The sequence below is a fragment of the Spirillospora sp. NPDC127506 genome (assembly GCF_040302145.1).
Taxonomy (GTDB): domain Bacteria; phylum Actinomycetota; class Actinomycetes; order Streptosporangiales; family Streptosporangiaceae; genus Spirillospora.
Genome location: NZ_JBEORG010000010.1, coordinates 54,007 through 71,713, shown reverse-complemented (window position 1 = coordinate 71,713; position 17,707 = coordinate 54,007). Strand labels below are relative to the sequence as shown.

General features: G+C 74.8%; 18 protein-coding genes. 16 read left to right on the top strand and 2 right to left on the bottom strand.

The features are described from left to right. The first annotated feature begins 47 nt into the window (after positions 1 to 47). The 5 genes from ABTW95_RS12845 (at position 48) to ABTW95_RS12825 (ending at position 5,506) form a co-directional block, all read left to right on the top strand. Positions 48 to 893, top strand: coding sequence for a hypothetical protein (locus tag ABTW95_RS12845; protein WP_500226340.1), 846 nt, complete (start codon positions 48 to 50; stop codon positions 891 to 893). Continuing rightward, positions 890 to 2,401 (top strand): ferredoxin, encoded by a 1,512-nt coding sequence (locus tag ABTW95_RS12840; RefSeq protein ID WP_500226339.1) that lies wholly within the window; start codon positions 890 to 892, stop codon positions 2,399 to 2,401. Before ABTW95_RS12845 ends, ABTW95_RS12840 begins: the two co-directional genes overlap by 4 nt. Positions 2,402 to 2,527: 126 nt before the next feature. Then, a complete protein-coding gene (locus ABTW95_RS12835) occupies positions 2,528 to 3,160 on the top strand; it encodes a DUF4142 domain-containing protein (RefSeq protein ID WP_396447197.1) in 633 nt (210 codons plus the stop codon). A gap of 36 nt (positions 3,161 to 3,196) precedes the next feature. Then, positions 3,197 to 4,759, top strand: coding sequence for a DUF1996 domain-containing protein (locus ABTW95_RS12830; protein ID WP_500226338.1), 1,563 nt, complete (start codon positions 3,197 to 3,199; stop codon positions 4,757 to 4,759). 87 nt (positions 4,760 to 4,846) lie between these two features. Beyond that, positions 4,847 to 5,506 (top strand): SDR family oxidoreductase, encoded by a 660-nt coding sequence (locus ABTW95_RS12825; protein WP_500226337.1) that lies wholly within the window; start codon positions 4,847 to 4,849, stop codon positions 5,504 to 5,506. A 62-nt stretch (positions 5,507 to 5,568) separates the two neighbouring features. Here the strand turns inward: ABTW95_RS12825 and ABTW95_RS12820 are convergent, their stop codons facing one another. Further along, positions 5,569 to 7,359: an AMP-dependent synthetase/ligase gene (locus ABTW95_RS12820; protein WP_500226336.1), complete on the bottom strand. Its 1,791-nt coding sequence runs from the start codon at positions 7,357 to 7,359 to the stop codon at positions 5,569 to 5,571. Between the two features lie 237 nt (positions 7,360 to 7,596). On the opposite strand from ABTW95_RS12820, the gene ABTW95_RS12815 reads away from it, so the two are divergent. The 5 genes from ABTW95_RS12815 (at position 7,597) to ABTW95_RS12795 (ending at position 11,460) form a co-directional block, all read left to right on the top strand. Beyond that, positions 7,597 to 8,292, top strand: coding sequence for a copper homeostasis protein CutC (locus tag ABTW95_RS12815; RefSeq protein WP_396447192.1), 696 nt, complete (start codon positions 7,597 to 7,599; stop codon positions 8,290 to 8,292). A 66-nt stretch (positions 8,293 to 8,358) separates the two neighbouring features. Then, positions 8,359 to 9,126: a metallophosphoesterase family protein gene (locus tag ABTW95_RS12810; protein ID WP_396447191.1), complete on the top strand. Its 768-nt coding sequence runs from the start codon at positions 8,359 to 8,361 to the stop codon at positions 9,124 to 9,126. Positions 9,127 to 9,190: 64 nt separating this feature from the next. Next, positions 9,191 to 9,625: an SRPBCC family protein gene (locus ABTW95_RS12805; RefSeq protein ID WP_396447190.1), complete on the top strand. Its 435-nt coding sequence runs from the start codon at positions 9,191 to 9,193 to the stop codon at positions 9,623 to 9,625. 162 nt (positions 9,626 to 9,787) lie between these two features. Then, positions 9,788 to 10,756, top strand: a complete 969-nt coding sequence (locus ABTW95_RS12800) for an ROK family glucokinase (protein WP_396447188.1) — start codon at positions 9,788 to 9,790, stop codon at positions 10,754 to 10,756. 2 nt (positions 10,757 to 10,758) lie between these two features. Next, a complete protein-coding gene (locus ABTW95_RS12795) occupies positions 10,759 to 11,460 on the top strand; it encodes an endonuclease/exonuclease/phosphatase family protein (protein WP_396447187.1) in 702 nt (233 codons plus the stop codon). Here the strand turns inward: ABTW95_RS12795 and ABTW95_RS12790 are convergent. Continuing rightward, complete coding sequence (locus ABTW95_RS12790; RefSeq protein WP_500226335.1) at positions 11,457 to 12,344, bottom strand: hypothetical protein; 888 nt, start codon at positions 12,342 to 12,344, stop codon at positions 11,457 to 11,459. The two genes, ABTW95_RS12795 and ABTW95_RS12790, sit on opposite strands and share 4 nt — an antisense overlap. A gap of 366 nt (positions 12,345 to 12,710) precedes the next feature. Between ABTW95_RS12790 and ABTW95_RS12785 the strand changes: the two genes are divergently transcribed. The 6 genes from ABTW95_RS12785 (at position 12,711) to ABTW95_RS12760 (ending at position 17,684) form a co-directional block, all read left to right on the top strand. Next, positions 12,711 to 13,445: a lysophospholipid acyltransferase family protein gene (locus tag ABTW95_RS12785; protein ID WP_396447185.1), complete on the top strand. Its 735-nt coding sequence runs from the start codon at positions 12,711 to 12,713 to the stop codon at positions 13,443 to 13,445. 10 nt (positions 13,446 to 13,455) lie between these two features. After that, positions 13,456 to 14,640, top strand: coding sequence for a MacS family sensor histidine kinase (gene macS, locus ABTW95_RS12780; protein WP_500226334.1), 1,185 nt, complete (start codon positions 13,456 to 13,458; stop codon positions 14,638 to 14,640). A gap of 11 nt (positions 14,641 to 14,651) precedes the next feature. After that, complete coding sequence (locus tag ABTW95_RS12775; protein ID WP_396447247.1) at positions 14,652 to 15,290, top strand: response regulator; 639 nt, start codon at positions 14,652 to 14,654, stop codon at positions 15,288 to 15,290. Positions 15,291 to 15,392: 102 nt separating this feature from the next. Next, a complete protein-coding gene (locus tag ABTW95_RS12770; protein WP_500226333.1) occupies positions 15,393 to 16,385 on the top strand; it encodes a TIGR04222 domain-containing membrane protein in 993 nt (330 codons plus the stop codon). After that, positions 16,372 to 17,199: an MbnB/TglH/ChrH family RiPP precursor modification enzyme gene (locus ABTW95_RS12765; RefSeq protein WP_500226332.1), complete on the top strand. Its 828-nt coding sequence runs from the start codon at positions 16,372 to 16,374 to the stop codon at positions 17,197 to 17,199. Before ABTW95_RS12770 ends, ABTW95_RS12765 begins: the two co-directional genes overlap by 14 nt. Next, entirely contained in the window at positions 17,196 to 17,684 is a 489-nt protein-coding gene (locus ABTW95_RS12760; protein WP_500226331.1) for an SCO6045 C-terminal-like domain-containing protein, read from the top strand. The genes ABTW95_RS12765 and ABTW95_RS12760 overlap by 4 nt, the downstream gene beginning before the upstream one ends. Positions 17,685 to 17,707 lie beyond the last annotated feature (23 nt).

Below are 17,707 nucleotides of genomic sequence, written 5' to 3'. Positions count from 1 at the left end.
GAAGAGGAGTCCGAACGGTGCGAACTCGCAGCAGTGATGATCCCGCGGTGCCCACCTGGGTACTGCGCGTCGTACTCGCCGGCGCGGTGCTGGTGCTCGTCGGCGCGGCGACCCCGCCGGGAGCGGTCGCGGTCGCGAACGTGCAGTACTTCCTCAACTTCTACGCGGGCGTCTTCGCCCTCGTCTCCTACACCACGGCCGTGATGTTCGGGCTGCTCGCCACCGAGCGCCTGATCCTGAAGATCCGGCACCGGGTGCTCGCGCAGGCCGTGCACCGCGCCGCGGCCGTCGTCGCCACGGCGATGCTGGTCGCGCACATCTCGGTGAAGGTGATGAACGGGCTCGCCCTGCCGAGCAACATCATCATCCCGGACGGCGGCGCCATCGGGCTCGGCACCATCGCGGCCGAGCTGATGTTCCTCGTGCTGATCACCGGGATGGTGCGGGCGAAGTTCGCGATCCGCGGCAAGACCTGGGTGTGGCGGTCGATGCACGTGCTCGCCTACATCGCCTGGCCGACGGCGATCGTGCACGGCCTCATCACCGGCCGGTCCGCGGCGAACTGGGTGGTGCTCAGCTACGTGATGAGCGTCGTGCTCGTCGTGCTCGCCCTGGTCACCCGCATGATCGTGGTGATCAAGCCGCGCGAGCTGCCCCGCGCCGGGGACGAGATCGACTCGTTCTCGCTGCCGGACGGCGCCGGGCGCGCCCGGTACCGGCGCGAGATGGCCGCGCGCGAGCACGCCGAGGGACGCGCCCGCGCGGCGGCCCGCGACCTCGACGACCGCGACTTCCCCGACCGGGACTTCGCCGACGACCCGCGCCGGACCGTCTCCGACACGCGCGGCATACCGGTGACCGGGCCGGGCCGTGACACCGAGGTCATGCGATGACGTCGACGGTCACCGTCTCGGGCATCGGCGGCCCCCGCCTGACGCTCGGGTTCGACCGGTTCGACCGGCTGGACATCGACCGGCACCTGGCCGTGCACGGCAAGCTCCGCGCGCCGGGGCTGGACGAGCTCGTCCGCATGGCCGAGCAGGTCGACATGCGGGGGCGGGGCGGCGCCGGCTTCCCGTTCGCGCGCAAGCTGATGGCCGTCGCGGCGCGGATCAAGCACCCGACCGCCGACCAGACGGCGCTGCTGCCCGGCGAGCGCGCGGACGAGCGCGGCTCCAGCGAGAACGTCGTCGTGGTGGTGAACGGCGCCGAGGGCGAGCCCGGCAGCGCCAAGGACAAGGTGCTGCTCTGCCGGGCCCCGCACCTCGTCCTGGACGGCGCGCAGATCGCCGCGTCCGCGCTCGGCACGCAGCGGATCGTGGTGGCCGTCGAGGACGACGAGGCCGCCCGCTCCGTGCGCGCCGCGATCAGCGAGCGGCGGATGCCGGCCCGCGTCGTCCGGCTGACCGAGCGGTTCATCTCCGGGGAGAGCGGCGCGGTGATCCGCGCCATCAACGGGGAGGTGCCGATCCCGCCGGGCGTCAAGGTCCGCGCGTCCGACTCCGGGGTGGACGGGTTCCCGACGCTGCTGTCCAACACCGAGACGTTCGCGCAGCTCGCGGTGCTGGTGTCGCTCGGCCCCGACCTGTACGCCTCGGCCGGGACGGAGGACGAGCCGGGCACCACGCTGCTCACGATCGGCGGCACGCAGGTCGTGGAGGCGCCCTACGGGACGCCGCTGCAGACCGTCCTCGACCACTGCCAGGTGCCGCCGTCGCCGGGCGTGCTCGTCGGCGGGTACCACGGCATGTGGCTCGACCCGGCCGGGGTGTCGCGGGCCGTGCTGTCGCGCGCCGGGATGCGGCGCGTCGGCGGGACGGTCGGCGCCGGCATCATCCTGCCGCTCACCCAGGGCACCTGCCCGCTCGGCGAGGTCACCCGGATCGCCTCCTACCTCGCGGCGCAGTCCGCCGGGCAGTGCGGGCCGTGCCGGCTCGGGCTGCCCGACGTCGTCCGGTCGCTGAACGCGCTCACCGAGGGCGCCGGGACGGTGGAGGACGTCCGCCGCGCCGCCGGCGTGGGCCGCGGGCGCGGCGCCTGCACCCACCCGGACGGGACCGCCAAGTTCGTGCTGTCGGCGATGGAGGCGTTCACCGCCGACATCGACGCGCACCGCTGGGGCGGCGGCTGCGGCCTGTCGACCTACGGCGTGCTGCCGCTGCCGGTGCCGGACGGCTCGGAGGGGAGGGTGGCGATCGACTGGAGCCGGTGCGACGGGCACGGCCTGTGCGCCTACCTCGTCCCCGAGCTGATCCAGCTCGACCGGTACGGCTTCCCCGTGGTGCTCGGCACGGACATTCCCGCATGGCTGGAGAAGGACGTGCAGAAAGCGGTCGCGATGTGCCCGGCATTGGCGCTGCGCGTCGTCGACGGCGTGCCGGGAGCGCCGTCCAGGCGATGAAATCCGGGTGCAGAAAAAAGACGACGAAAAGTGGACATCGTTGAACCATCCCGCTAGTGCGGTGCGTATTCATGGCGAGACCCGCGTCGTGTCCGCAGAAGCGATCCGGAGAGGAGGAGAGTGATCATGGGGAAGGCGTACGGAATGGCAGAGATGCGCAGGCTCCCGCGCCTTCGCGGAGGGCGTCCGCTGCTGATACTGGCGGTGGTCGCCGCCGCGGTGGCCGCCTACGTGGTCGTCATGAATCCGGTCGGCGTCCCCGCCAGCGGCGCGGCTCAGCTCGGCGGCACCGTGAACACCAAGTGGGGACGGCTGAGCGCCCTCGACAGAACGGTGCTCGTCAAGGTCAGGCAAGCCAACCTGTGGGAGACTCCCGCAGGCCAGCAGGCCCAGCAGCGTGCCGCGTCCCCCAGGGTGCGGGAGGTCGCCGGGATCATCTCGGCGCAGCACATGCAACTGGACGCCGCCACCCGCTCCACCGCGGAGCAGTTGGGCGTACTCCTCCCCGTCGAGCCCAACGGGGCGCAGAAGAGCTGGCTCAGAGAACTGTCGGGCAAGTTCGGCGCCGATTACGACAAGACCTTCGTGCTGCGGCTGCGCGCCGCGCATGGGCAGGTCTTCCAGCTCCTCGCGAAGGCTCGCGCGCAGACCGAGAACACCGTGATGCGGCAGTTCATCGAAAGCGGAATGAAATTCGTGAACACGCATATTTCGCTGCTGGAGAGTACCGGGCTGGTTCCCCGGCGCGCCCTGCACTGACGTACACATCCCACCCCGCAAAGGGAGACCTTTTCCATGGGACGAAAGAAGAAGGCCATCGCCGTGATGATCCCGGCGCTCGCCCTGGTCGCGACGGCCTGCCAGGAGACCCCCGGCGCCGTGGCCCAGCCGAACGGCCCGCAGACGAGCAAGGCGGCGAATCCGGCCGCCTACCCCGAACAACCCGCCGGGGGCAATGACGGCTCCGGCATCCCGAACCTGCAGGGCGGCGGCCAGCAGAACGGCGGGCAGCAGAACGGCGGCCAGCAGAACGGCGGCTACGGCCAGCCCACCGCCGACCCGACCGGAGGCGCGGGAGGCGGCGCCGGCGGCGGTCAGATGGGCGACGGTGGCCAGATGGGCGACGGTGGCCAGATGGGCGACGGTGGCCAGATGGGCGACGGCGGTCAGATGGGCGACGGTGGCCAGATGGGCGACGGTGGCCAGATGGGCGACGGTGGCCAGATGGGCGACGGCGGTCAGATGGGCGACGGCGGTCAGATGGGCGACGGCGGTCAGATGGGCGACGGCGGTCAGATGGGCGACGGCGGTCAGATGGGCGACGGCCAGAACGGCGACCAAGGGAACGGCGACCAGGGCGACGGCCAGAACGGTGACCAGGGCAACGGTGACCAGGGCAACGGTGACCAGGGCAACGGTGACCAGGGCAACGGTGACCAGGGCAACGGTGACCAGGGCCAGCAGCAGCCGCCGAACCCGGAGCTGCGCGCGGACCAGTTCGTCGACATCCGCAGGGCGCCGCGCGTCCGCCAGCCGCGCCGCACCCGCAACGCGTCCACCGGCGTGTTCTCGTCCAACTGCGGCGTGAACGAGGGCCAGGCGCACAGCAACCCCGACAACGTCCTCGCGGCGCCCGGCGTCGTGAACGGCGCGCACCACATCCACGACTACGTGGGCAACCTGGACACGAACGCCTTCTCCACCGACGAGACGTTCGCCGCTGCCGGGACGACCTGCACCAACGGCGACAAGTCGGCGTACTTCTGGCCGGTGATCCGGCTCCGCGACGGCGAGGACAACTCCGACCGGGCGGAGCAGAGCAAGGCGGACGGCAACGTCGGCAGCATCGTCACCCCGTCCAGCGTGAAGCTGCAGTTCCTCGGCAACCCGCGCACCAAGGTGGCGGCGATGCCGCGGTTCATCCGGATCGCCACCGGTGACGCCAAGGCCGTCACGAACGGCCTGAAGAACGCGCACGCGTCGTGGACGTGCAGCGGGTTCGAGAACCGCGCGTTCACCGACAAGTACCCGCTGTGCCCGCAGGGCAGCCAGGTGGAGCGCGTCCTGAACTTCCCGAGCTGCTGGGACGGGCAGAACACCGACAGCGCCAACCACCGCGACCACATCGTCTTCCCCGACCAGCGGACCGGCGCCTGCCCGCAGGGCACCAAGGCCGTCCCGCAGCTGCGGATGACGATCTCCTACGAGCTGCCGGCCAAGCCCCTGGCCTTCGCGCTGGACAGCTTCCCCGAGTCGGGCCACGACCCGGTGACGGACCACGGCGACTTCATCAACGTGATGAGCGACCAGCTGATGCAGCGCGCGGTCCAGACGATCAACTCTGGGCGCCGCCGCTGAGCGACGCCGGACGCGCGGCCGGTGGGGTTCGCCCTCACCGGCCGCGTCCGCGCGCGTCCGGGCGGCCGGCCGTTCTACGATCACGGCATGGACATTGCGATCGCGGGCGGGCACGGGCAGATCGCGCTGCGGCTGTCCCGGCTGCTGGCCGCGCGGGGGGACACCGTGCGCGGCATCATCCGCAACCCGGACCACGCGGCCGACGTCCGGGAGGCCGGCGCCGAACCGGTGGTGTGCGACCTGGAGGCCGCGGACACGGACACCGTCGCCGCCCGCCTGGCCGGCGCGGACGCGGTCGTGTTCGCCGCCGGGGCGGGCCCCGGCAGCGGCGCGGCCCGCAAGGACACCGTCGACCGGGCCGCGTCGGTGCTGATGGCGGACGCGGCCGAGAGCGCCGGCGTGCGCCGCTTCGTGCAGATCTCCGCGATGGGCGCCGGGGAGAAGCCCGCGCCGGGGCGCGGAGAGGTGTGGGAGGCCTACATCCGGGCCAAGGGCGAGGCCGAGGACGACCTGAAGGGCCGCGACGCGCTCGACTGGCTGATCCTGCGCCCGGGGCGGCTCACCGACGACCCCGGCACCGGGCTGGTGCGGCTGGAGGAGCCGCCGATCGGGCACGGCCCGGTCACCCGCGACGACGTGGCGGCCGTCATCGCGGCGCTGCTCGACGCCCCCGGCGTCCGCCGCCGCACGCTCGACCTGCTGAACGGCGGCACCCCGATCGGGGACGCCGTCGCCTCCCTCGGCTGACCGCCCCGCGCCCGGGCGGCGCGGAGCGGGCTACGCGGTGCAGGGGCTACGCGGTGCAGGGGCTACGCGGTGTAGAGGGACTCGATCTCGTCGGCGAAGTCCTTCATCACGACGTTGCGCTTCACCTTCAGGCTCGGCGTCATGTGGCCGGCCTCCTCGGTGAAGTCGACGCCGAGGATGACGTACTTCTTGATCGCCTCCGCGCGGCTGACCGACTTGTTGGCCTCGGCGACCGCGGCATCGATCTCGGCGACGAGGTCGGGGTCGGTGCGCAGCTCGTCCATCGTCATCGCCTCGGGCTTGCCGTGCTGCGACTTCCACGGGCCGAGGGCCTCCTCGTCCAGCGTGACGAGCGCGCTGATGAACTTGCGCCCGTCGCCGACGACGAGGCACTGGCTGACCAGCGGGTGGGCGCGGAGCCTGTCCTCCAGCGGGGCGGGCGCGACGTTCTTGCCCGCCGCGGTCACCAGGATCTCCTTCTTCCGCCCGGTGATCCGCAGGAAGCCGTCCTCGTCGAGGGAGCCGAGGTCGCCGGTGTGGAACCAGCCGTCCTCCAGGGCCTCCTTCGTGGCGGCCTCGTTGTTCCAGTAGCCGCGCAGCACGTTGATGCCGCGGACGAGGATCTCGCCGTCGTCGGCGATGCGCAGGTCCACGCCGGGGATGGGCCGGCCCACCGTCCCGATCTTGAGGGCGGTGGGGCGGTTGACGGTGGCGGGCGCGGTCGTCTCGGTGAGCCCGTAGCCCTCCAGGATCGTGATGCCGACGCCGCGGAAGAAGTGGCCGAGGCGCTCGCCGAGCGCCGCGCCGCCCGACACCGCGTACTCCACCCTGCCGCCCACGGCGGCGCGCAGCTTGCCGTACACCAGGACGTCGAAGAGCTTGTGCCTCGCCCGGAGCCCGAGGCCGGGGCGGCCCGCGTCCAGCGCGCGGCTGTAGGCGATCGCGGTCTCGGCCGCCGCCTTGAAGATCTTGCCCTTGCCCTCCGCCGCGGCCTTCTGCTCGGCGCCGTTGTAGACCTTCTCGAACACGCGCGGGACGGCCAGCAGGAACGTCGGCCGGAAGGAGGCGAGGTCGGGCAGCAGGTTCGGGATGTCGCTGTGCCCGAGGACGATGCCGCCCTCGATCGTCGCCACCTCGATCATCCGCGCGAACACGTGGGCGAGCGGCAGGAACAGCAGCGTGGAGCTGCCCTCGACCACGACCTCGGAGATCGCGCCCTGCACGGCGTTGCGGGCGGTCGACACGAGGTTCCCGTGGGTGATCTCGCAGCCCTTGGGGCGCCCCGTCGTGCCGGAGGTGTAGACGAGCGTGGCGATGTCGGCGGCGGTGCGGGACCGGCGGCGCTCCTCGACGACGTCGTCGCCGGTCTCGGCGCCGAGCGCGACGACCTCCTCGATCCCGCCCCCGTCGATCTCCCACACGTGCGCGAGGGCCGGCAGCCGGTCCCGGACCTCCGCGACCCGCGCCGCGTGCTCGGCGGTCTCGGCGAACACGGCCTTCGCGCCGGAGTCGCCGACGATCCACTCGATCTGCTCGGCGGACGAGGTCTCGTAGATGGGGACGGACACGGCCCCGGCCGTCCAGATCGCGTAGTCGAGGACGGTCCACTCGTAGCGGGTCCGCGACAGCAGGCACACCCGGTCGCCGGGCTCGATCCCGGCGGCCGCGAGGCCCTTGGCGACCGACGCGGCCTCGGCCGCGAACTCGGCCGCGGTGACCGCGCTCCACGCGTCGCCCTCCTTCCGGCGCGCCACGATGGCGCCGGGTTCCTCGGCGGCCCTGGTGAAGGGCGCGTCGGTGAGATTGGCGGAGTCGGGGACCTCCACCATCGCGGGGACGCTGAACTCGCGCACGGCCCACTCCCGTTGTCGGTCTTCCAGGTCGGCGGGAAATCGCCGGGCGCCTTCCCGCACCCGAATGATACCCATGAGTAGGGACGACGCCCGCCCAATGGCCGTGCCCGATCCGCGGCGGGGCGCACGCCGCCGGGTTAACGGCACGGCAAAGACGGCCCGCCGCCGCGCGGCCGCGGGCGCCGGGTCGCCTACGCTTGTCCCGCTCGCACAACGGACGCCGTTCGGGAGATCGCCATGTCGCTGCTCGAAGTGATCGCGCTGACCGCGGACGACGCGCGGGCCGCGCAGGACGGCGGCGCCGACCGGATCGAGGTCGTCGCCGACATGGCCGCCGACGGGCTCACCCCCGATCCCGACCTCGTCGCCGCCGTGCGGGCGGCCACGACGCTGCCGATGCGGGTGATGCTGCGCGCCAACGCCGGGTTCCGCACGACCGGCGCCGAGCTGGACCGGCTCCGCCGGGCCGCCGCCGACCTCGCGGAGGCCGGCGCGGACGGCTTCGTGCTCGGCTTCCTCGACTCGGCCGGGCAGGTCGACGCGGCCGCCACCGGCAAGCTCGCCGCCGTCGCCGCGCCGCTGCCCTGGACGTTCCACCGCGCGCTCGACCACGCCGCCGACCCCGCCCAGGCGTGGCGCACCGTCCGGCATCTCGGCGGCGGGCTCGACACCGTCCTCACGGCCGGGTCGCCGCGCGGGGTCGAGGCCGGCGTCGGGGTGCTGGTCCGGCGGGCCGCCGAGGGCCCCGGCGCCGCCGGGATGATCATGGCCGGGGGCGGGCTGCGCCGCAAGCACGTCGCGGTCCTCGCCGCTGCGGGCGTCACGGCCTTCCACGTGGGCACCGCCGTCCGACCGGACGGCGCCTGGGACGCGCCCGTCGACGCGGACCTCGTCCGGGAGTGGCGCTCGCTGGTGTCGGCCGCGACCGGCTGAGCCGGCCCGCCGGCACCGGGCGCCCTGCCCGTTCTCCGCGGCGGTCTGCCCTATTAGAGTCGGTTCATGAGGATCCACGTGGTGAGCGATGTCCACGGCCGCGCGGACGCCCTGGTGAGCGCGGCGGACGGCGCCGACGTCCTCATCTGCCTCGGCGACCTGATCCTGTTCATCGACTACCAGGACCACGGGCAGGGCATCTTCGCCGACCTGTTCGGCCAGGAGAACGCCGACCGCTTCATCGCGCTGCGCACCGAGAAGCGCTTCGACGAGGCCCGCGCGTTCTCCCGGGGCCTGTGGGCGTCGCTGGAGGGCGACGCGTGGCCGCACATCGAGCGGGCGGTCGACCGGCAGTACGCGGAGCTGTTCGCGGCCATGCCGTCCCCGGCGTACCTCACCTACGGCAACGTGGACGTCCCGCGCATGTGGGGCCCGCACCTGCGCGACGGCCACCACGTCCTGGACGGGGAGACCGCCGAGATCGGCGGGCTGCGGTTCGGGTTCGTCGGCGGCGGCCTCCGCACCGAGTACCGCACCCCCTACGAGCTGGACGAGGAGACCTTCGCGGCCAAGGTCGAGGCCGTCGGCGAGGTGGACGTGCTGTGCTCCCACATCCCGCCCGCCGTCCCCGAGCTGCTGTACGACACGGTCGCGCGCCGGTTCGAGCGGGGCAGCGAGGCGATCCTGGACGCGATCCACCGCACGCAGCCGAAGTACGTGCTGTTCGGGCACGTCCACCAGCCGCTCGCGAGCCGCATCCGGATCGGCCGCACCGAGTGCGTGAACGTCGGGCACTTCCGGGCCCGCGGCGTTCCGCACGTCCTGACGGTGTGACGGATACCGTCGGAACGACAGCGGGCCCCGGCGCGGGCCCGAGAGGAGCCGGAGGGAGACGCAGATGGCGGACCGCACGAGTTCTTCCATCACGGTCAAGGCCGGGAAGGCCGACATCATGGCGGTGATCGCCGACCTGGAGGCCTACCCGGAGTGGGCGAGCGGCATCCGCGAGTTCACCGTGCAGGAGACCGGCGAGGACGGCCGCGCGCTGCGCGGCCGGCTGACGTTCGACGGCGGCCCGTTCAGCGACACCGTCGGCCTCGCCTACACCTGGGAGGGCGACGACCGGGTCACGTGGGAGCTGGTGGAGCCCGGCACGGTCGTCACCGGCCTGCACGGCACCTACGCCCTCGCCGAGGAGGGCGGCGCCACCGAGGTGACCTACGAGCTGGCCGTGGACGTCCGCATCCCGATGATCGGCATGGTGAAGCGCAAGGGCGAGAAGCGGATCATCGACTCCGCGCTGAAGGGGCTCAAGCGGCGCGTCGAGCGCTGAGCGGCCGCCGCCGCGTCCCGCCGACGAGGCGCTATACCGCGCGGGCCGGTGCCGGGGGGATGATGGAGGCGGCGGCGGCGCGCGGGACCGTGCCAAACCGCCGGCAACGGGTAGTGCGGTGAATGGCTCCAGCCGGGGCGCGCGAGGAGGAGGAAGCGTTACATGGCCCTGACCATCGGCGTGGATGTGGGCGGCACCAAGGTGGCCGCGGGGGTCGTCGACGACCGCGGGACGATCCTTGAGAAGGTCCGCCGGCCCACTCCTTCGACGAACCCGAAGGAGACCGCCGAGACCATCGCCGAGGTCGTCGAGCTGCTCAAGGGCAAGTACGACGAGGTCTCGGCGGTCGGCCTCGGCACGGCCGGCTTCGTGGACGAGGCGCGCGCCACGGTGCTGTTCGCGCCGAACCTCGCCTGGCGCGACGAGCCCATCAAGGAGAAGGTCGAGAGCCTGGTCGGGCTGCCGGTCGTCGTGGAGAACGACGGCAACGCGACCGCGTGGGGCGAGGCCCGCTTCGGCGCCGGGCGCGGGGAGAACTTCCTCGTCCTGGTGGCGCTCGGCACCGGCATCGGCGGCGGCATCATCATCAACGGCGAGCTGTACCGGGGCCGGTTCGGCATCGGCGCCGAGATGGGCCACTTCCGGGTCGTCCCGGACGGGCGGCGCTGCGGCTGCGGCAACCGCGGCTGCTGGGAGCAGTACGCCAGCGGCAACGCCCTGGTGCACGAGGCCCGCGATCTGGCCCGGGTGGCGCCCGCGATGGCGGGGCGGCTGCTGGAACTCGGCGGCGGGCGGCCGGAGGGCATCAGCGGCCCCGAGGTGTCGCAGGCGGCCCGCGAGGGCGACAAGGCCGCGCTGGAGTGCTTCCGCACGATCGCGCACTGGGCGGGCCAGGGGCTCGCCGACCTCAGCGCCATCCTGGATCCGGGCGCCTTCATCATCGGCGGCGGCCTGTCGGACGCCGGCGACCTTTTGCTCGACCCGATCCGCGCGGCGTTCGAGGACGCGCTGACCGGACGCGGCCACCGCCCGCTGCCCGACATCCGCATCGCCGAGCTGGGCTCGGCGGCGGGCATCGTCGGCGCCGCGGACCTCGCCCGCGTCCGCCCGCTGCACGACGTGATCGTGTAGGCGTGGCCGCGGTCCGCCTGCTGAGCTACAACGTCCGGTCGCTGCGCGACGACCCGGCGGCGGTGGCCCGCGTCGTCCGCGCCGCCGCCCCGGACGTGCTGTGCCTGCAGGAGGTCCCGCGCTTCGGGGCCTGGCGGCTGCGGCGGCGCCTGCTGGCGAACGCGTGCGGCATGCGGATCGCGGCGGGGCGGCGGGCCTGCGGGCTCGCCGTCCTCACCGCCCGCCGCGTCCGGCGCAGGGCCCGCGAGTTCCACCTGCTCACACCGGATCCGCAGCTGCACCGCCGGGCCCTGGCGATCGCCGTCCTGGAGGTCGGCGGCGCCCGCTTCATCGCCGCGAGCACCCATCTGGACCTGAAGCCGGGGCCGCGGCGACGCCACGCCGACGAGATCCTCGCCCACCTCGACCGCGCCCGCGCCCGCTACGGCGCCCCGGTGGTCCTCGCGGGCGATTTCAACGAGGAGCCGGGCGGCGACGCCTGGAACGCCCTGGCCCGGCGCTTCACGGACGCCCGCCTGGCCGCCCCCGCGGGGGAGGAGCCCACCTTCTCGTCGCGGAACCCGAACCGCCGCATCGACGCCGTCTTCACCGACCCCGCGGTGGCCGTCAGGGGCTGCGGCGTCCCCGCCGGCGCGGCCTTCGCCGCGGACTACCCGGCGGCGACGGACCACCGCCCGGTCATGGCCGACCTGGACGTCGGCTAGACCACGGCTCCGTCGTCGGGGTCGCGGGGCTCGTCGCCCATGCGCAGGACGAGGGTGACGAAGCCGCCGATGAAGGCGGCGACGGCCAGGAAGGCGGCCCAGCCGGGGACCTCCCAGTCGAGGATGACGGTGATCAGCAGGTAGACGGGCCCGCCGATCAGCGCGACCCAGGCGCCCTTGGTGAGCGGGTCGGCGGCCGGCAGCGGCGGGGGAGGCGGCGGGACGTAGTGGCCCTCGTCGTCGGCGTCGGGCGGGAACTCCGGCACCTCCGTCGCCTTGATCACGCGGGCGCGGGGGAGGCGGCCGGTGCGGTCGTCGCCCTCCTCAGGCGGGTCGGCGGGCTCGCGGAGGTTCTCCTCGTCCGGCCAGGGGACGTCGTCGCCGTCGGGCACGTCGTCGAAGCCGGCGACGATCTCGGCCCAGATGGCGTCCTCGTCGCGTTCGGCCGCGCCGCCCGCGCCCTGCCCGGCGCCCCGCCCGGAACCCCGGCCGGCGTCCGGCGCGGCGTCGGGCGAGGGGTCGCCGCCGGCGGGGTCGGCGAGGTCGGTGTCCGCGCGGTCGGGCTTCTCGGCGCGCCCGGCCTTCTCGCCGCGCGCGTCGTCGGAGCCGCGGGACGAGGCGTCGCGGAGCCGGGCCAGGTGGACGCGGAGGATGCCCTCGGCGGTGGGCTTCATGTCGACGTCCACGTAGAGCCGGTCGAGGACGTCGCCGGGTGCGGGCCCGGCGGACGCGTCGGCGGGCTCCGGCAACCCGGACGGCGAGGTGGCGTAGGCGGCGACCCCGGCCTCGCCGAGCGCCGCCAGCATGGCGTCCGCCAGATGCGGGGCGAGGTCGACCAGCGGGGCGTAGGTGTCGGCCGACAGTCCATTGCCACGGCGATTCACGGGGCCGGCTCCTTCGACGTCTCCGGCGTGGCCGGCAGCACCGGCATGACGGCCTCCGCTCCCCTGACGACAGTGCGGTGCCCGCTCGCGCCCCCGCCGCGCGGCGGCGCTCCCGGACACCCCGAAACGTGTGTCCCACGGTATTCGCTGCGACGCGCGGGACAAGCCCCCCGGCGCACCCGATTGAGGTTCACCGTTCAGAGCCTACGTTCCCGGGCGGCCCCGCCGTCGCGCGGACCGCGTCCCGTTCCGGGGTACCGGCCGGTAGATCGCTGCGACATGGAGTGGGAAGATGTCCCATCATCTCCCGTCGGCCAGGGACCGGCCGCGCTCGCCCCGGAGCGCCGGTCCGAGGAAGGTGTCCGCATGCTGTGGTTCTGGATCCTGCTCAGGATCGTCCTGTCGCCGATCCTTTACCTCCTGTGGTGGCCGCGGAACGAGGGGATGCGCAACGTCCCGCTGCGCGGCCCGGCGCTGATGGTGAGCAACCACCTGTCGTTCGCCGACCACTTCTTCGGCCCGCTGCCGTTGCTGCGCCCGATCTACTTCATCGGCAAGGGCGAGTACTTCACCGGCAAAGGGATCAAGGGGCTGATAAGCAAGGGCTTCTTCACCGGGGTGGGCGTCGTGCCCGTCGACCGGACCGGCGGGGACGCGGCCGAGGCCGCGCTCCAGACCGGGCTGCGGATCCTCGGCGAGGGCAAGCTGCTCGGCATCTACCCGGAGGGCACCCGGGCGCCCGACAACCGGCTGTACCGGGGCAAGACGGGGGTGGCGCGGCTGGCGCTGAAGTCCCGCGTCCCGGTGATCCCGATGGCGATGATCAACACGTTCGAGCTGATGCCCCCCGGCAGGCCGCTGCCGCGGCTCGGGGTGCGGCCCGGCGTGCGGTTCGGGAAGCCGATGGACTTCTCCCGGTTCTACGGCCGCGAGGACGACCACGAGGTGCTGCGGCAGATCACCGACGAGATCATGGCGGCGATCCGGGAGCTGTCCGGGCAGGAGTACGTCGACCGGTACGCCGCCGAGGTGAAGGCGGAGGCGGCCGGCGGGCGGGCGCGGCCGGCGGACGACGACGGCGGCCTGAGCGGCCACGGGTGAGCGGCCGGGGATGATGGGCCTGGAGGCCGCGCTGTGGCGGGCCGTGGCGGTCTACCGCGGCCTCGCGCTGGTGTACGCCGCGGTCGTGATCGCCATGAACTCCGACGGCTACGCGCACCCGGCCGCCGGCTGGGCCGTCCTCGCCGCCATGGCCGCCTGGACGGGCTACGCCGTCCGCGCGTTCGGCGACCCGCGCCGGCGCGGCCGCCCGCTGCTGGCCGCCGACCTCGCGGTCGCCGCGGGCTGCGTGCTGGCGACGGCGTGGGTGGAGACGCCCGCGAACATCGCCGCCGGGCGCCCCACGCTGCCGGTGTCGTGGGTGGCCGCGGCGGTGCTGTCGTGGGCGGTGGTGGGCGGGCGCCGGCTCGGCCTCGCCGCCGCGGTCGTCCTCGCCGCGGCGAACCTGCTGGTGCACGTGATCGCCGGGACGAGCGGCGGCGTCGGCGGCACCACGTTCAACGGCATCGTGCTGCTGCTGCTCGCCGGGCTCGTCGTCGGGCACGTCGTCCGGCTGGCGCGCGAGGCGGAGGCGCGGCTCGCGCGGGCCGTGGAGCTGGAGTCGGCCAACCGGGAGCGCGAGCGGCTCGCCCGCCGCATCCACGACTCGGTGCTGCAGGTCCTCGCCATGGTGCAGCGGCGCGGCGGCGAGCTCGGCGGCGAGGCGGCCGAGCTGGGCCGGCTGGCGGGCGAGCAGGAGGCCGCGCTGCGCGCCCTGATCGGCACCGCCCCGCCGCGGGCTCCGGACGCGCGGGTCCCCGGCGCCCGGACCCCGGACGGCGGCGAGGCCGACCTGCGGCCGCTGCTGACCGCGCACGCGTCCACGTCCGTCACCGTCTCCACGCCGGCGACCGAGGTACGGCTGCCCGCGCACGCCGCGCGGGAGGTCGCGGCGGCCGTGGCGGCGGCCCTCGACAACGTGGCGCGGCACTGCGGCGACGGCGCCCGCGCGTGGGTCCTGCTGGAGGACGGCGGCGGCGAGGTCACCGTCAGCGTCCGCGACGACGGGCCCGGCATGCCCGCCGGGCGGCTGGACGAGGCCGCGGCGGCCGGGCGGCTCGGCGTCGCCCAGTCCATCCGGGGCCGCGTCGCCGACCTCGGCGGCGAGGTCGTGATCTTCTCCGCGCCCGGCGAGGGCACCGAGATCGAGATGACCGTGCCCCGCCGGCCGGGCTCCCGTCCTAGGGTGTCGGCGTGAGCCTGCGAGTCATGGTCGTGGACGACCATCCGATGTGGCGCGAGGCCGTCGCCCGCGACCTCGCCGAGGCCGGGCACGACGTGGTCGCGACCGCCGGCGAGGGCCGCGCCGCCGTCCGCGTCGCCGCCGCCGCGCGCCCCGAGGTCGCGGTCGTCGACCTCCAGCTGCCCGATCTCAGCGGCGTCGAGGTGACCCGCCGCCTGGCCGCCGCCGACCCGCCCGTCCGGGTGCTGGTGCTGTCGGCGAGCGGTGAGCAGCAGGACGTCCTGGAGGCGGTGAAGGCGGGCGCCACCGGCTACCTGCTGAAGTCCGCCGCCCGCGAGGAGTTCCTGGACGCCGTCCGCCGCACCGGGGAGGGCGACGCCGTCTTCACCCCGGGCCTCGCCGGCCTCGTCCTCGGCGAGTTCCGCCGGCTGGCCGCCGCGCCCGCCCGCGAGGACGACGACGCGCCCCGCCTCACCGACCGCGAGACCGAGGTGCTGCGGCTCGTCGCCAAGGGCCTGACGTACAAGCAGATCGCGCAGCGCCTCGTCCTGTCACATCGCACCGTGCAGAACCACGTGCAGAACACGCTCGGCAAGCTCCAGCTCCACAACCGCGTCGAGCTCGTCCGCTACGCCATCGAGAAGGGCCTCGACCAGGAGGAGTAGCCCCCGGCCGGCCTCGGCCCGGCCGGGCCGCCGGAACCGGCTGAACCGCGGACGGCGCCTCCGCGTCTGATGGCGGAACGTGCGGCAGGACGGGAGCGCGCCATGGTTGACGAGATCTGGGGCCCCGCGCTGGGGTTCTTAGCGGCCCACCTCCTGGTCGGGCTGGTGCTGGTGGGGGTGCTGCGGAGGGTCCGGGCGGGCGTGCTGCGCGGCGGCCCCCCGACCCGCGATCTGCACCCGTACGAGGTCGCCTACCTGCACGGCGGCGGCAGGCACGCGATCGCGGCCTCGGTCACGGCGCTCCGGCTCGACGGCGCCCTGGACGTGCACGCCGACGGGCGGCTGGTGGCGACCCCGCCGTCCGGGGACGGCCCGCGCGCCGCCGGGACGCCGCTGGACGCGGCCGTGTACGGGGTGATCGCGGCGGGCCGGGGCGGATCGCTCGCCGCGCTCACCGCGGACCCGGCCGTCCGGGCCGCGCGCGACCGGCTCCGCGACGGGCTGGCCGCGCAGGGCATGGTGATCTCGCCGGGCGGGCGGCTGCGGCTGCGGATCGCGCAGGGGATCCTCACCGGGTGGATCGCGATCGGCTTCCTGGCCTTCGTCGTCGCCGACGTGTACGAGGGCTGGTACCGCGCGGTCCCGATCGCCGGGCTGGCCGTCCTGTCGATCGCCGGGCTGGCGCTCGGGTCGGCGGACGGCGGGCGCACCGAGGAGGGGGAGCGGGCCGTCGAACGGGCCAGGGAGCGCAATCCCCACCTCGACCCGGAGGGCGCGTCCTACGCCGGGCTCGGCGGGCGCGAGATCCTGATGGGCGTCGCGCTGTTCGGTACGGCGGCGCTGATGGAGTTCGATCCGCTGTTCGCCCAGACCGCCGGACTCGGCCGCTACCTGCAGCTCACCGGCGTCTCGACGGCCGCGGGCGGCGGCGGCACGGCGTCGTGCTCGTCCACCGCCGCGGTGTGCTCGTCCGCCTCCTGCGGCGGTGGCGGGTCGTGCGGCGGCGGGTCGTGCGGCGGCGGGTCGTGCGGCGGGGGGAGCGGCTGCGGCGGCGGGAGCTGCGGCGGGGGCGGGGGCTGCGGTGGCGGCGCCTGACCTCCCGGAGCGGGGCGTCGGCATCGGCTGGCGGCCGGAGATCGCCGGGTTCGTCGCCGCGCTGCCGGGGCTGCGCTTCGCCGAGGTGATCGCCGAGTCCGTGCATCCGGCGCGCCCCGCGCCGGAGCTGGCGGAGCTGCGCGACCGGGGCGCCGCGGTCGTCCCGCACGGCGTGAAGCTGTCGCTCGGCGGCGCCGAGCCCGTCGCCGCCGAGCGGGTCGCGCACCTGGCCGCGTGCGCCGAGGCGCTGCGCGCGCCGCTGGTGAGCGAGCACGTCGCGTTCGTCCGGGCGGGCGGGATCGAGGCCGGCCACCTGCTGCCGGTGCCGCGCACCCGCGCCGCGCTGGACGCGCTCACCGCCAACATCCGCCGCACGCAGGCCGAGCTGCCCGTCCCGCTGGCCGTCGAGCCCATCGCCTCGCTGTTCGACTGGCCGGACGCCGAGTACGCCGAGGCCGACTTCCTGACCGAGCTGCTCGACCGCACCGGCGCCCTGCTCCTGCTGGACGTCGCCAACGTGTACGCCAACGCGCGCAACCGCGGCGAGGACCCGCTCGGCCTCCTCGACCGGCTGCCGCTCGACCGCGTCGCCTACTGCCACGTCGCCGGCGGGACCGAGCAGGGCGGCCGGTACCACGACACCCACGCCGCCGCCGTCCCGGCCGAGGTCCTGGACCTGGTGGCCGAGCTGTGCGCGCGCCGCCGCCCGCCCGCGCTGCTGCTGGAGCGCGACGGACGCTACCCGCCGGCCGCGGAGCTGCGGGCCGAGCTGGACGCCCTCGCCGCCGCGTCCGGCTTCCCGGCGGTCACATGAGCGGCCCCTTCGCGCCCGGCTCCGACCCCGGTTTCGACCCCGGCTTCGACCCCGGCCTGGCGGCGGCGCAGGAGGCGCTCGTCCGCGCGATGACGGCCGGCGGGCCGCTCCCGGACGGCTTCGACGCCGGCGCGGTCGGGGCCGCCGCGCACGGCATCCTCCTCAAGCGGGCCGGCGAGGTCGCCCGCGCCTGGCCCGCGCTCGCCGCGTCCTACGGGACGTCCTGGCGCGCGGCGTTCACCGGCTGGGCGGCGCGGCGGCCGACCCGCGGGTCGTTCCGGGACGGCTGGGACTTCGCCCGCGCCCACCGCGCCGATCTCGGCCGGGACGCGGCGCGGGAACTGGCGCTCGCCGAGGTCCGGTGGTCGTATGACGGCGTGTCCCCGCCGCGCCCGCGGCGGTTCGCCGTGCGGCGGGCGCCCGGGGGAGTGGCGGTGCGGGTCCGCGGGTACATCCGGGTCTTCGGACGGTCCGCGTCCACCTGACCCCCGGGTCGGGGGAACGAGAT

What these genes read in the sequence shown, in the direction of transcription:
- ABTW95_RS12825 (WP_500226337.1), top strand. Translation starts at nt 4,847, where the DNA reads ATGGACATTGCGATCGCGGGCGGGCACGGGCAGATCGCGCTGCGGCTG.
- ABTW95_RS12800 (WP_396447188.1), top strand. Translation starts at nt 9,788, where the DNA reads ATGGCCCTGACCATCGGCGTGGATGTGGGCGGCACCAAGGTGGCCGCG.
- ABTW95_RS12835 (WP_396447197.1), top strand. Translation starts at nt 2,528, where the DNA reads ATGGGGAAGGCGTACGGAATGGCAGAGATGCGCAGGCTCCCGCGCCTT.
- ABTW95_RS12775 (WP_396447247.1), top strand. Translation starts at nt 14,652, where the DNA reads ATGGTCGTGGACGACCATCCGATGTGGCGCGAGGCCGTCGCCCGCGAC.
- ABTW95_RS12830 (WP_500226338.1), top strand. Translation starts at nt 3,197, where the DNA reads ATGGGACGAAAGAAGAAGGCCATCGCCGTGATGATCCCGGCGCTCGCC.
- ABTW95_RS12815 (WP_396447192.1), top strand. Translation starts at nt 7,597, where the DNA reads ATGTCGCTGCTCGAAGTGATCGCGCTGACCGCGGACGACGCGCGGGCC.
- ABTW95_RS12840 (WP_500226339.1), top strand. Translation starts at nt 890, where the DNA reads ATGACGTCGACGGTCACCGTCTCGGGCATCGGCGGCCCCCGCCTGACG.
- macS (WP_500226334.1), top strand. Translation starts at nt 13,456, where the DNA reads ATGATGGGCCTGGAGGCCGCGCTGTGGCGGGCCGTGGCGGTCTACCGC.
- ABTW95_RS12810 (WP_396447191.1), top strand. Translation starts at nt 8,359, where the DNA reads ATGAGGATCCACGTGGTGAGCGATGTCCACGGCCGCGCGGACGCCCTG.
- ABTW95_RS12785 (WP_396447185.1), top strand. Translation starts at nt 12,711, where the DNA reads ATGCTGTGGTTCTGGATCCTGCTCAGGATCGTCCTGTCGCCGATCCTT.
- ABTW95_RS12760 (WP_500226331.1), top strand. Translation starts at nt 17,196, where the DNA reads ATGAGCGGCCCCTTCGCGCCCGGCTCCGACCCCGGTTTCGACCCCGGC.
- ABTW95_RS12805 (WP_396447190.1), top strand. Translation starts at nt 9,191, where the DNA reads ATGGCGGACCGCACGAGTTCTTCCATCACGGTCAAGGCCGGGAAGGCC.
- ABTW95_RS12770 (WP_500226333.1), top strand. Translation starts at nt 15,393, where the DNA reads ATGGTTGACGAGATCTGGGGCCCCGCGCTGGGGTTCTTAGCGGCCCAC.